The sequence below is a fragment of the Streptomyces sp. NPDC042259 genome (genome assembly GCF_055582085.1).
The window spans coordinates 652311-664477 of sequence record NZ_JBVJDW010000003.1 but is presented as its reverse complement, the minus strand read 5'-3'; the positions used below and the strand labels follow the sequence as shown (position 1 = coordinate 664477).

Sequence of the window (12167 nt, the reverse complement as noted above, 5' to 3'; positions counted from 1 at the left end):
GGCCAAGGGGCCCCTGAGGCCAAGCGCCAAGGCGACCCCGTACGCCCCGTAGGATGGGCGTATGGCGAAGACCGGTACGACCACCCAGGGGCTGCGCGCGGCGATCGAGCGCAGCGGCTACTACCCGGCCCTCGTGGCCGAGGCGGTGGAGGCCGCCGTGGGCGGGGAGCCGGTCGTTTCCTATCTGGTCCACCAGGAGACGACCTTCGATTCGAACGAGGTGCGCCGTCACGTCACGGTCCTGGTCCTGACCGGTACGCGCTTCATCGTCAGCCACACCGACGAGCAGGCCGCCGACGCCACGTCGCCGTCCCCGTACGCCACCACCTCGACCGAGTCCGTGAAGATCGGCCGGATCTCCTCGGTCGTGCTCAGCCGCGTCGTGGCCAACCCCGAGTCGTACACCCCGGGCACCCTGCCCCGCGAGGTCGTCCTCACCATCGGCTGGGGCGCGGTCTCCCGGATCGACCTGGAGCCCGCCGCCTGCGGTGACGCCAACTGCGACGCCGACCACGGCTACACCGGCTCGTCCACCGCCGACGACCTGAGCCTGCGCGTCAGCGAGGCGGGCGACGGCCCGGACACCGTGCGCCAGACCCTGGCCTTCGCGCAGGCGCTCTCCGAGGCGACCGCGGCCACTGCCCGCTGATGGCCCACCTGACGACGGCGGGCTCCGCCTGGCACGAGCCCGCCCCGCTCGACCCCCGCTCCGCCCCGCTCCCGCGCTACGGCACCGGCTCGCTCGCCGATCTGCTGCCCACCATCGCGTCCGGCATGGGCGTTCCCGGCCTGCCCGCCGGCATGCGGCTCGCGCCCGCCGACCGGGTCTGCGTCTTCCTCGTCGACGGCCTCGGCTGGGAGCTGCTGCGCGCCCACCCGGCGGAAGCACCGTTCCTGCACTCGCTGCTGGCCACGTCCATGAACGGCACCGGCGAGCCCATGACCGCGGGCTTCCCGTCGACCACCGCCACCTCCCTGGCCTCGGTGGGCACCGGCCTGCCCCCCGGCGCCCACGGCCTGCCGGGCTACACCGTCGCCGACCCCGCCACCGGCCGGCTGATGAACCAGCTGCGCTGGCGGCCGTGGACCGACCCGCACGTCTGGCAGCCGTACCCGACCGTCTTCCAACGCGCGGACGCCGCCGGGGTGCACACCTGCCAGGTCTCCGCACCCGACTTCCAGCACACTCCGCTGACGAAGATCGCACTCAGCGGCGGCACCTTCCACGGCCGGCTCTCCGGCGAGGACCGGATGGACCTCGCCGCCGACCGGCTCGCCGCCGCCGACCGCTCGCTCGTCTACACCTACTACAGCGAACTCGACGGCAAGGGCCACCGCTTCGGCGTCGACTCCGACGAGTGGCGCGGCCAACTGATGTACGTGGACCGGCTCGCCCAGCGGCTCGCGGAGCAGCTGCCGCCGCGTTCGGCGCTGTACGTCACCGCCGACCACGGCATGATCGACATCCCCTTCGACCCGGAGTCGCGCATCGACTTCGACGAGGACTGGGAGCTGCGCGCCGGCGTGGCCCTGCTCGGCGGCGAGGCCCGGGCCCGCCATGTGTACGCCGTGCCGGGGGCCGCCAACGATGTGCTCGCCGTGTGGCGCGAGGTGCTCGGCGAGCAGATGTGGGTGGCGGGCCGTGACGAGGCCATCGAGGCCGGCTGGTTCGGACCGCCCGGAGAGGGCGTCGACGACCGGGTGTACGCCCGGATCGGCGATGTCGTCGCCGCGGCCCGCGACGACGTCGCGATCGTGGCGTCCGAGACCGAGCCGAACGAATCCGCGATGGTGGGCCTGCACGGCTCGATGACGCCCGTCGAGCAGCTCGTGCCGCTCCTCGAAGTACGCACCTAGGGCCGAGCCCCGCCGCACCGCCCCGCCCGCCGACGACCGAGACAAATGAAAGGCATTGGCTTTCCCATGCCCGAGCTGGTGTTCTTCTCCGGAACCATGGACTGCGGAAAGAGCACCCTCGCTCTGCAGATCGAGCACAACCGCTCGGCCCGCGGGCTCCAAGGGATGATCTACACGAAGAACGACCGCGCGGGCGAGGGGAAGCTCTCCTCCCGGCTGGGTCTGGTCACCGACTCCGTCGAGGCGGGCGAGGGCTTCGACTTCTACGCGCACATCGTCGGACACATATCCGCCGGCGGCCGCGCGGACTACGTCATAGCCGACGAGGCGCAGTTCCTCGACCCGGAACAGGTCGACCAGCTGGCCCGCATCGTCGACGACCTGGAACTCGACGTCTTCGCCTTCGGTATCACCACCGACTTCCGCACCCGGCTCTTCCCCGGCTCCCGGCGCCTGGTCGAACTCGCCGACCGGGTGGAGGTCCTCCAGGTCGAGGCGCTCTGCTGGTGCGGTGCGCGGGCCACCCACAACGCCCGCACCGTCGGCGGGGAGATGGTCGTCGAAGGCGCGCAGGTGGTCGTGGGCGACGTCAACCAGTCCGAGGCCCTGGTGGGTTACGAGGTGCTGTGCCGCCGTCACCACCGCCGTCGGCTCACGGCCGCCGCGGCCCGCGCCGCCGCTCTGTCGCCCGACGTCCTGCCGGTGGACCCGATCGACCCCGCGGACCCCACCGACCGGATGGACCCGGCCGGCCTGGTGAGTGCCGCCGCTAACGCGTCGTCCGTAGGAGTGTGAAGACCGCCCCCTCCGGGTCCGCGACCGTGGCCATCCGTCCGGTCCGCCCCTCCTGAGGCGGCAGCAGTACCCGGCCGCCGAGTTCGACCGCCCGCCGGGCGGCGGCATCGGTGTCCGCCACCTCGAAGTACGTCATCCAGTGCGGGCCCCGGCTGCGCGGCAGAGCCGTCCCCACGCCGTGGATCGCGGCGACCGGGGAGCCGTTCACCAGCAGGGTGAGGTAGTCGGTGTCCAGCGGGTCGGCCGACACCGTCTCGTAGCCGAAGAGGGCCTGGTAGAACTTCGCGACGGCGGTCGTCTCATAGGTGACCAGCTCATGCCAGACCGGCGTGCCCGGCACCCCCACCAGCGCGGGGCCGACCAGCTCCTGGCCCTGCCAGACGCCGAAGGGCGCGCCCGCCGGGTCGGAGGCGAGCACGAGCCGCCCCGCGTCCTCGGCGGTCAGCGGCCCCACGCCCACCGTGCCGCCGGAACAGCGGATCCATTCGGCGGTCGTGTCCGCGTCGTCGCTCGCGAGATAGGTCGTCCAGGTGGTCGACAGATGGCGGTCGGGCAGCAGTTCGCCGATCCCCGCCACATCGCGGCCGTCGAGCGTCGCACGGACGTACGGGCCCAGTTGGCGTGGTCCGGGGCTGTAGTAACTCCAGCCGAACAGACCACTGTAGAAGTCCTGGATAGCCTCCAGATCGTGCACCAAGAGACTCGTCCAGCATGGGGTGCCTGGGGTGTGCCGAGCCTCCCCCTTGCTCTGCTGGGGGGACCCCCATACCTCGGTCATCGTCACTCTCTCCTCGGACCATCGTGGTGGCCGCGCTCCCGCGCCGGTCGGCGGCGCTCCGGATCGGACCGGATGGGACGGGGCCCGACCAGATGTTTGCACCACCTGTGGTGACGTACCCCCCGGCCGCGCCGGATTCCCCGGGTTCCCGCTGGAGAATGCCCGTTTTCGGGCCGCGCATCCGTTTCGGCGTCGGGGGCGTCCAGTATCGATCAGCTTCGCGCGGTCTGGCCAGAGGGCCATTCGGCGCAACGACGACTACGCCAGAATGGCGGGCATGGACGCCATCATCACCGCAGAGCAACTCGCGAGCGCATCGGCCGGAGACCGGCCGCCGACCCTTTTGGACATCCGTTGGCAGCACGGCCGGCCCTCCGGCCGCGCGGATTACGAGGCGGGGCATCTGCCCGGCGCCGTCTATGTGGATCTGGACACCGAACTCGCGGGGGCGCCCGGGGAGCGGGGCCGTCACCCGCTGCCGGACATCGCCGCGTTCGGGGCCGCGATGCGCCGGGCCGGGGTGAGCCGGGACCGTGAGGTGGTCGTCTACGACGGCGGGCTGGGCTGGGCGGCGGCCCGCGCGTGGTGGCTGCTGTGCTGGACGGGGCACCCGGCCGTGCGGGTCCTCGACGGCGGGCTCGCCGCCTGGACGAGCGCGGGCGGTGCGCTGACCGAGGAGATCCCGTCGGTGACGGAGGGCGATTTCCGTCCCGAGCCCGGTGCCCGGCCGGTCCTCCTCGACGCGGACGGCGCGGCGGCGCTGGCCCGGCGGGGTCTGCTGCTGGACGCGCGGGCGGGGGAGCGGTACCGGGGCGAGGTCGAGCCGATCGACCGGGTCGCCGGCCACATCCCCGGAGCGGTGTCCGCCCCGACGAGCGAGAACACAGCCGAGGACGGCCGCTTCCATCCCGCGGCGGTGCTCGGCCGGCGGTTCGCGGATCTGGGTGCCACGGCGGGCACGGAGGTGGGCGTCTACTGCGGCTCGGGCGTGTCGGCGGCACAGCAGGTACTGGCCCTGGCGGTCGCCGGGATCCCGGCGGCGCTGTACATCGGCTCCTGGAGCGAGTGGACGGCGGACGGAACCCGTCCGGTGGCGACGGGCCCGCAGCCGGGCTGACCACCCGTCATCATTGGCTGAAAATCAGCCTGGACGACCGTGTCGACGGCTCGTGGATCCCCTGGGGGAAACGAGCCGATCGGGCGGCGGCCATGTGGGTGAGCGAGCGGATGAGCCGCCGTCACCCCCGCTTCGGCGGGGGAGATGACGGCGGCTCAGCGCGCTCGGCTCACTCCTGTTTCTTGCGGCGGGTGCCGAAGACGATCTCGTCCCAGCTGGGTACCGCCGCCCGGCGGCCCGGCCGGACACCGTCCGCCTCCGCCTGACGGTCCGTCGTGCCGGTCAGCCGGTCCCGGTGGCCGGCCACCGACCGTGGCATCAGCACGTCCGCGTAGGCCGCGCCGGCGCTCGCCGCCGGCGCGGGCGGTTCGACAGCCTCCGCCTCGTCGGGCGGCGCCTCGACCGAGGTCGCGGGAGCCACCGACGGTGCCTCGGGCACCACCATGTCGCCCCGGAAGCTGGGCACCGCTTCGAGCAGGCTCGTCAGGGTGTCCCGCTCCTTGACCGTCTCCTCCGCCGGGGCCGCGTCGGCGTCCGGCGGCGGGGGAGTCTGCTGCTGCCGGTCCAGGGACCGGTCCAGCGGTCTGTCGCGCGGCAGCCGGGCGATACGCGGGACGAACGGGAAGCTCGGCTCGGGCGTGTCGTCGGTCTCGCCGATGAGGGCCCGTGCCTCGTCGTCCATCGCCTGGACGATCCGCCGGGGCGGGTCGTACGTCCAGCTCGCGGCACGCGGCTCACCGGCCACGCGATAGACGAGGAGGACCTCCCAGGTGCCGTCGTCGCGGCGCCAGGAATCCCACTGGGCGGTGTCCTTCTCGGCCCCGCGCAGGGACATCCGCTCCGCCACGGCCTCACCGAGCTGCGGGCCGGTGTTCTCGCCGGGGCGGCGTACGGGTGTCTTGCGGGCCCGCTCGGCCATGAACGCGCGCTCGGCCAGTACGGGGCCCTCGAAGCGCCGGACCCGCTCGACCGGGATGCCGGCGAGCTGCGCGACCTCCTCGGCGGAGGCGCCCGCACGTATACGGGCCTGGATGTCTCGCGGGCGGAGATGGCTCTCCACCTCGATCTCGATCTGTCCCAGACGGGCACGGTCGTTGCGCACCGCGGCGCGCAGGCGCTCGTCGATGGGAAGCGTGTACTCCGTGCTGTCCGCAGCCTTGAGCACCAGCCGTGTGCCGTCGTTGGAGACGGCCACGACACGCAGTTCGGGCATGGGGACCTCCCGGGTGGTGCCTGCCGACGTCACGTGCGTCGCTGCTTCCGCTAGTCGAGTGTGGCCTGCCCGGGTGCAGCCTGCCACAACATTGCCGAGTTGACGGGGCGAGTGCCGCCTGGGCCCCTCCCGTTGGGTCCGGGCAGCCGGACGGGATAACCGGGGCCAGGGCTCGCCACAGTACTCCATTCGGGCCACCGGGGGTGGATCGGCGCGCCATCGAAGTTCACCCCCGGCAAGGGAGTTGAGTGCGCCCCTTCGTGTGTACGGCTGCCCCATAGGTGGCGTGGTTCACACAATCGCCCGAATCGGAACTGTTCGTTACGCTCGGAAGTCTGTCCTGTCTGTCAGAAGGAATGAAAGGGCGACACAGAGGCTGGAGATGGACGACAAAGGCGAAAGCGAGGCAAAACCGAAGAACAAGCGTCTGGAGCTGAGCGTCGCGCAGGTAGCCGGCAGCGCCCTCGCGGCGTGCGTGGCCGCGCTGCTCGCGGGCAAGCTCGGTGTATACGGGACGATTATCGGTGCCGGTGTCGTCAGCGTGGTCGCCACTACCGGTGGCACGATCTTCCAGCACTTGTTCAAGCGCACCGGTGAGAAGATCACCGAGGCGACGGTCCAGGCGGCGAAGCCCAGGCTGCGCCGGGTCCCCGTGCGGGAAGCCGACCGGGCCGTCCGGTACGCGGCCGGCAGAGGGGGCGGCGGAGGGGATAACGGCTGGTCCGGCCCTGACGCGGACGCGACAGCCGCGTGGCCCGCGGTCGGCGAGGGCCGGCCGGGGATGCCGGATCCGGACCGTACCCGGCTGTTGCGGCAGGCCGAGGCGACCCAGATGCTGCCGGAGATCGACGCCACGCAGGCTCTGCATCAGACGGGCCCCTCGGCGGAAGCCGGGGCGCACGCGGGGGCACACTCCGGCGCGAGCCCCTACGCACGCAACGATCACCGTTCGGGCCCGTCCTCCGACCCGTCCTCCGACCCGTTCAATGGCGCTTTCGACGACACGTTCAGTGACGGCACCACCCACGGCACCCGGCTGCGCGGCTGGAAGCGTCCGCTGCTGGCCGCCGGCGCCGTCTTCGTCCTGGCCATGGGCACGGTGACCGCCGTCGAGCTGGTCAAGGGCTCCAGCGCGGACGGTGGCGGCGGGACCACCGTCGGCCAGATCTTCCAGCCGCAGACCTCGGAGAAGAAGCACGACCCGACGCCCTCCCACACGCCCGGCCCCGGCCACTCGCGGGGCGGCGGCCAGGAGAGCGGCACCGGCGGGACGTCCCCGTCCCCGGACCCCTCCCGGCAGGGCGGCGGCGGTACGGACCACTCGTCGCCGGCCCCGCGGACCTCACCGTCCTCCGGCGGCTCCTCGCCCACCCCGAAGCCGACCCCGCCGACCGAGCCCGGCAAGACGCCGGACACCGGCAAGGGCGACGACGGCGGCAAGGGCGGCGCCACCGAGGGGGCCGGGGGCACCGGCGGCAGCCAGTCGCCCGCGCCGCCGCAGGGGCAGCAGAACGCCGCGGCCGGTGCGGCGGGCTCAGGGTCCTAGGACCCGCCGCAGGTAGTCGTTGCCAAAGACGCGCCGCGGGTCCAGCCGGTCCCGCAGCGCGCCGAACTCCGCGAACCGCGGATAGACCCCGGCCAGATACCCCGCGTCCCGGCTGTGCAGCTTCCCCCAGTGCGGCCGGCCGCCGTGAGCCGTCATGATCTGCTCGGCGGCGGTGAAGTACGCCCGGTGCGGGGTGCCCCGGTACAGGTGGACGGCGAGATAGACCGTCTCCCGCCCGTAGGCCGTGGACAGCGGCACGTCGTCCGCCGGGGCGGTCCGCACCTCCACCGGGAAGCCGACCCGCAGCCCGGTGCGCTCGATCATCGCCCGCAGCTCGCGCAGCGCCGCCACGGCGGCCTCGCGCGGCAGCGCGTACTCCATCTCCAGGAAACGCACCCGGCGCGGGCTGGTGAAGACCTTGTAGGCGACATCGGTGTACGTACGGGCGGAGAGGGCCCGGCCGGCGATCCTGGCGATGCCGGGGACCGCGGCGGGAACGGCCCGGCCCAGCGTGCACACGGCCTGGAAGAGGCCGTTGGCCAGCAGTTCGTCCTCGACCCAGCCGCCGACGCGACCGGGCGGCGCCGCGGGGCCCGCGCTGCGGTTGTTGCGCTTGGTGGTGCAGCTGTCGGTGTGCGGGAACCAGAAGAACTCGAAGTGTTCGTTCTCGGCGACCAGCTGATCGAACTCGGCCGTCACCCGGTCGAACCGCATGGGTTCCTCACGCGCCCTGAGCAGGAACGACGGTTCCACCGCGAAAGTGATCGAGCTGATCACCCCCAGCGCGCCGAGCCCGAGCCGGGCCGCCGCGAAGACGTCGGGGTGCGCGTCGGCGGAGCAGGTGAGCCGAGAGCCGTCGGCCGTGACCAGCTCCAGGCCCGTGATCTGGGCGGCCAGCGAGGCCGAGTCGCGGCCCGTGCCGTGGGTACCGGTGCTGACCGCCCCGGAGACCGTCTGCTCCATGATGTCGCCCATGTTGGCCAGCGACAGGCCGTGCGCGGACAGCGACTCGTTCAGCTGTCTGATCGTCGTGCCCGCGGCGACCGTCACGGTCCCCGCCTCGCGGTCGACCGCCTGGATGCCCGTGAGGCGCTCGGGGCGGATGAGCAGCCCGTCCGTGGCCGCGGCGGCCGTGAAGGAGTGACCGGTGCCCACCGCCTTCACCCGCAGGCCGTCGGCGGCCGCCCCGGCTATCAGGGCGGCCAGCTCCTCGGCACTGGCCGGGGCCGCGGTCCGTTCCGGCCGGACGGTGACGTTCCCCGCCCAGTTACGCCACGCGCTGCTGTTCGTTCCCGTCCGCTCCGTCATCTGCTGCAGACCCTCCCCTTGCCTGCGGCGTGGGCGCCCCCACCCGCTGCGGCGCCGACCGGAGCCGGCGGTACCCGAGGAACGCGACCGCCGCCGCGAGCACCCCCGACACGCCGGGCACCGTGTACCCCGCCCCGGCCCCCGCGGCGTCGACCACCCAGCCGGCGGCCGACGACCCGAGCGCCACCCCGACCGCGAGCCCGGTGCTCGTCCAGGTCATGCCCTCGGTCAGCTTCGCGCGCGGTACATGCTGCTCGACGAGGGCCATCGTGGTGACCATCGTCGGCGCGATGGACAGGCCCGCGACAAAGAGCGCCACGGCCAAGAACGGCAGGTTCCCGACCAGTTGGAGGGGGATCATACTCACGGCCATCGCACACACGCCCAGCAGCCAGCGGCGGGCCGGGTCGCCCTTCAGGTGCAGCAGACCGAAGACCGCGCCCGCCAGGCAGGAGCCCAGCGCGTACACCGCGAGCACCATGCTGGCCGCGGCCTTGTGGCCCTCGTCCTCGGCGAACGCCACGGTCACCACGTCCACGGCGCCGAAGATGGCGCCCGTGGCGACGAAGGTCGCCACCAGCACCTGGAGCCCGGGCGAACGCAGCGCGGACCCGTCGCCGTGGTGGTCGCGGGGGTGCGGCTCGGGCTCGGTGGCGCGCAGCGACGTCAGCCAGAAGACGCCGACGGCCAGGAAACAGCCGGCCAGCAGCGGGCCCGCCTCCGGGAACCACGCCGTGGACAGACCAATCGACAGGATCGGCCCGAAGACGAAACACGCCTCGTCGACGACGGACTCGAAGGAGTACGCGGTGTGCAGCTGCCGTGGCGAGCCCTGGTAGATCGCCGCCCAGCGGGCCCGCACCATCGAGCCCACGCTCGGCACACAGCCACCGCAGGCCGAGAAGAGGAACAGGGTCCAGTCCGGCCACTCCTGCTGGGCGCTGACCAGCAGCCCCGCGACCGCGGCGAGCGCCACCAGCGTCGCCGGGCGCAGCACCCGGCGCTGCCCGTGCCGGTCGACCAGCCGGGAGATCTGCGGGCCGAGCACAGCCGCGGACAGCGCGAGCGTCGCCGACAGCGCACCCGCCAGCCCGTAGCGGCCGGTGAGCTGGGAGACCATCGTGACGATGCCGATGCCCATCATCGACAGCGGCATCCGGCCGAAGAAGCCGGCGGTGGAGAAGCCCTTGGCGCCGGGGGCCGCGAATATCGCGCGGTAGGGACTGGGCAAGGGTGACTCCGCGGGTGCTGCCGGCCGGGGGAGACCGGGAAGGGCGCGCTGGGCGTAAGGGATGTAAGTGGCCGATACAGCTTACGGCGTACACGGGCGCCCCGCACAGCCATTTCCTGCCTGTCGGTGGCGGGTGGCAGGATCGGACGCATGCCGGATCAGAGCGCTGTCACCCCGTGTTCCCCTTACGACGCCTTGTTGCTGCTGTCCTTCGGCGGACCCGAGGGCCCGGACGACGTCGTGCCGTTCCTGGAGAACGTGACCCGTGGCCGGGGCATCCCCCGCGAGCGGCTCGAGGAGGTCGGGCAGCACTACTTCCTCTTCGACGGCGTCAGCCCGATCAACGCCCAGAACCGTGAGCTGCTCGACGCGCTGCGCAAGGACTTCGCCGACCACGGCCTAGACCTGCCGGTCTACTGGGGCAACCGCAACTGGGCGCCGTATCTGACGGACACCCTGCGCCGGATGACGGCCGACGGCCACCGCCGCGTCCTGACGCTCGCCACCAGCGCCTACGCCTCCTACTCCGGCTGCCGGCAGTACCGCGAGAACCTCGCGGACGCCCTCGCCGCCCTGGAGGCGGAGGGGCTGACACCGCCGCGCGTCGACAAACTGCGCCACTACTTCAACCACCCCGGGTTCGTGCGCCCGATGGTCGACGCGACGCTGGCGGCGCTCGCCGAACTGCCCGAGGACGTGCGGGACGGGGCGCATCTCGCCTTCACCACGCACTCCATCCCGACCGCCGCCGCCGACACCTCCGGGCCGGCGGACGGGCACGGCGACGGCGGCGCGTACGTCGCCCAGCACCTCGACGTCGCCCGGCTGATCGCCGGGGCGGTCCGCGAGGAGACCGGCGTCGACCACCCCTGGCAGCTCGTCTACCAGTCCCGCAGCGGCGCCCCGCACATCCCCTGGCTCGAGCCCGACATCTGCGACCACCTCGAGAGCGCCCACGGCGCGGGCGTCCCTGGTGTGGTCATGGTCCCGATCGGCTTCGTCTCGGACCACATGGAGGTCAAGTACGACCTCGACACCGAGGCCACCGCCAAGGCCGCCGGCCTCGGGCTGCCCGTCGCCCGCGCCGCCACCGTGGGCGCCGATCCGCGCTTCGCCGCCGCCGTCCGCGAGCTGGTGCTGGAGCGCGCGGCCACCGAGCGCGGCATGCCGCCCGCGCGCTGCGCGCTGGGCGCCCTCGGCCCGAGCCACGACCTGTGCCCCGTCGGCTGCTGCCCGGGCCGCGCCCCCCGCCCCGCCGCCGCGGGCGCCGACAGCCCGTACGCGTGACCGTCGCGGGCCCGGCCCGCCCGCGGGGCACGGACAAGACGCACCGAGAAGACGCACCGAGGAGCACCGTGAACGACGTGTCCCACGCCCCCCTGAAGGCCGAACTCCTGGCCGTGGCCCTGGAGGCCGCCGACCGCGCCGCCGCGTTGCTGCGTGACGGCCGCCCGGCCGATCTCGGGGTGGCCGCGACCAAGACCAGCTCCATCGACGTCGTCACCGAGATGGACATCGCCTCCGAGAAGCTGATCACCGGCTTCCTCGCGGACCGGCGCCCCCACGACGGGGTGCTGGGCGAGGAGGGCGCGAGCAGCGAGGGCACCAGCGGAGTGCGCTGGGTCATCGATCCGCTCGACGGCACGGTCAACTACCTGTACGGCCTGCCGTCGTGGGCGGTGTCCATCGCCGCCGAGATCGACGGCGAGGCGGCCGTCGGCGTCGTCGCCGCCCCGATGCGCGGCGAGACGTACCGGGCGGTACGCGGCGAAGGGGCGTTCGCCGGTGACCGCCGGCTGCGGGTGCGCCCCGCGGCCGCCCTCGACCAGGCACTGATCGGCACGGGCTTCGGCTACCTCACGGCCCGGCGGGCCGCCCAGGCGGAGGTGCTGCGCTCCCTCCTGCCGGAGGTCCGGGACATCCGGCGCGGAGGTTCCGCGGCGATCGACCTGTGCGACGTGGCCTGCGGCCGGCTGGACGGCTACTACGAGCGCGGGCTCAACCCCTGGGACTACGCGGCGGGCGCGCTGATCGCCCGCGAGGCGGGCGCACTCACGGGCGGCCGCCCGGGCGACCCGGTCTCCCCGGAACTGACCGTGGCGGCCCCCCAGGGCCTCTTCGAGCCGCTCCAGGGGCGGCTGGAGGAGCTGGGGGCCTGGCACGACTAGGCGGTGGCCTGCGGGTCGTGTAAGCGGGCCTCCCGTTCACCTCTGTCCTGGCCGGACGGGCTGGTGTGCTGTGTCCTCAATCGCCGGACGGGCTTGGTTGGCTGGGCCTGTCTTCCGTCAGCCGGTCCGGGCTGGTTTCGGCTGGGCCCAGCCA

11 protein-coding genes are annotated in these 12167 nt (G+C 73.2%); 7 read left to right on the top strand and 4 right to left on the bottom strand.

Going from position 1 to position 12167, the window contains the following annotated elements:
• Window positions 1-61: 61 nt before the first annotated feature.
• The 3 genes from ACZ6MA_RS11755 (at window position 62) to ACZ6MA_RS11745 (ending at window position 2652) form a co-directional block, all read left to right on the top strand.
• The gene (locus ACZ6MA_RS11755) at window positions 62-649 is read left to right on the top strand and encodes a DUF5998 family protein (protein ID WP_469433026.1); all 588 of its coding nucleotides are present in this window, start codon (window positions 62-64) and stop codon (window positions 647-649) included.
• Window positions 649-1857: an alkaline phosphatase family protein gene (locus ACZ6MA_RS11750; protein WP_469433025.1), complete on the top strand. Its 1209-nt coding sequence runs from the start codon at window positions 649-651 to the stop codon at window positions 1855-1857. The genes ACZ6MA_RS11755 and ACZ6MA_RS11750 overlap by 1 nt, the downstream gene beginning before the upstream one ends.
• 66 nt (window positions 1858-1923) lie before the next feature.
• The gene (locus tag ACZ6MA_RS11745; RefSeq protein WP_469433024.1) at window positions 1924-2652 is read left to right on the top strand and encodes a thymidine kinase; all 729 of its coding nucleotides are present in this window, start codon (window positions 1924-1926) and stop codon (window positions 2650-2652) included.
• Here the strand turns inward: ACZ6MA_RS11745 and ACZ6MA_RS11740 are convergent.
• The gene (locus ACZ6MA_RS11740) at window positions 2627-3430 is read right to left on the bottom strand and encodes a VOC family protein (protein WP_469433022.1); all 804 of its coding nucleotides are present in this window, start codon (window positions 3428-3430) and stop codon (window positions 2627-2629) included. The two genes, ACZ6MA_RS11745 and ACZ6MA_RS11740, sit on opposite strands and share 26 nt — an antisense overlap.
• Before the next feature lie 277 nt (window positions 3431-3707).
• Here ACZ6MA_RS11740 and ACZ6MA_RS11735 point away from each other — a divergent pair, with 277 nt between their 5' ends.
• Window positions 3708-4547 carry a sulfurtransferase gene (locus tag ACZ6MA_RS11735; protein ID WP_469433020.1) on the top strand — a complete coding sequence of 280 codons (840 nt, stop codon included), beginning with the start codon at window positions 3708-3710 and terminating at the stop codon, window positions 4545-4547.
• 169 nt (window positions 4548-4716) lie between these two features.
• Here ACZ6MA_RS11735 and sepH read toward each other — a convergent pair whose 3' ends face one another.
• Window positions 4717-5793 carry a septation protein SepH gene (sepH, locus tag ACZ6MA_RS11730; protein ID WP_469433019.1) on the bottom strand — a complete coding sequence of 359 codons (1077 nt, stop codon included), beginning with the start codon at window positions 5791-5793 and terminating at the stop codon, window positions 4717-4719.
• A 349-nt stretch (window positions 5794-6142) separates the two neighbouring features.
• Here sepH and ACZ6MA_RS11725 point away from each other — a divergent pair, with 349 nt between their 5' ends.
• Window positions 6143-7306, top strand: coding sequence for a hypothetical protein (locus tag ACZ6MA_RS11725; protein WP_469433017.1), 1164 nt, complete (start codon window positions 6143-6145; stop codon window positions 7304-7306).
• Here ACZ6MA_RS11725 and ACZ6MA_RS11720 read toward each other — a convergent pair.
• Window positions 7295-8614 carry a D-arabinono-1,4-lactone oxidase gene (locus ACZ6MA_RS11720; protein WP_469433015.1) on the bottom strand — a complete coding sequence of 440 codons (1320 nt, stop codon included), beginning with the start codon at window positions 8612-8614 and terminating at the stop codon, window positions 7295-7297. The genes ACZ6MA_RS11725 and ACZ6MA_RS11720 overlap by 12 nt on opposite strands.
• On the bottom strand, window positions 8574-9845 hold the full coding sequence (locus ACZ6MA_RS11715; RefSeq protein WP_469433013.1) for an MFS transporter: 1272 nt from the start codon (window positions 9843-9845) through the stop codon (window positions 8574-8576). Before ACZ6MA_RS11715 ends, ACZ6MA_RS11720 begins: the two co-directional genes overlap by 41 nt.
• Before the next feature lie 150 nt (window positions 9846-9995).
• Here ACZ6MA_RS11715 and ACZ6MA_RS11710 point away from each other — a divergent pair, with 150 nt between their 5' ends.
• Both ACZ6MA_RS11710 and ACZ6MA_RS11705 read left to right on the top strand, forming a co-directional pair.
• The gene (locus tag ACZ6MA_RS11710) at window positions 9996-11132 is read left to right on the top strand and encodes a ferrochelatase (RefSeq protein ID WP_469433011.1); all 1137 of its coding nucleotides are present in this window, start codon (window positions 9996-9998) and stop codon (window positions 11130-11132) included.
• 68 nt (window positions 11133-11200) lie between these two features.
• Window positions 11201-12013 carry an inositol monophosphatase family protein gene (locus tag ACZ6MA_RS11705; protein ID WP_469433009.1) on the top strand — a complete coding sequence of 271 codons (813 nt, stop codon included), beginning with the start codon at window positions 11201-11203 and terminating at the stop codon, window positions 12011-12013.
• The last annotated feature ends 154 nt before the right edge of the window (window positions 12014-12167 follow it).

Bases quoted from the DNA above. Each gene is read 5' to 3' on its own strand.
- ACZ6MA_RS11740 (WP_469433022.1), bottom strand. From the start codon at position 3,430: ATGACCGAGGTATGGGGGTCCCCCCAGCAGAGCAAGGGGGAGGCTCGG.
- ACZ6MA_RS11720 (WP_469433015.1), bottom strand. From the start codon at position 8,614: ATGACGGAGCGGACGGGAACGAACAGCAGCGCGTGGCGTAACTGGGCG.
- ACZ6MA_RS11710 (WP_469433011.1), top strand. From the start codon at position 9,996: ATGCCGGATCAGAGCGCTGTCACCCCGTGTTCCCCTTACGACGCCTTG.
- ACZ6MA_RS11735 (WP_469433020.1), top strand. From the start codon at position 3,708: ATGGACGCCATCATCACCGCAGAGCAACTCGCGAGCGCATCGGCCGGA.
- ACZ6MA_RS11755 (WP_469433026.1), top strand. From the start codon at position 62: ATGGCGAAGACCGGTACGACCACCCAGGGGCTGCGCGCGGCGATCGAG.
- ACZ6MA_RS11745 (WP_469433024.1), top strand. From the start codon at position 1,924: ATGCCCGAGCTGGTGTTCTTCTCCGGAACCATGGACTGCGGAAAGAGC.
- ACZ6MA_RS11725 (WP_469433017.1), top strand. From the start codon at position 6,143: ATGGACGACAAAGGCGAAAGCGAGGCAAAACCGAAGAACAAGCGTCTG.
- ACZ6MA_RS11750 (WP_469433025.1), top strand. From the start codon at position 649: ATGGCCCACCTGACGACGGCGGGCTCCGCCTGGCACGAGCCCGCCCCG.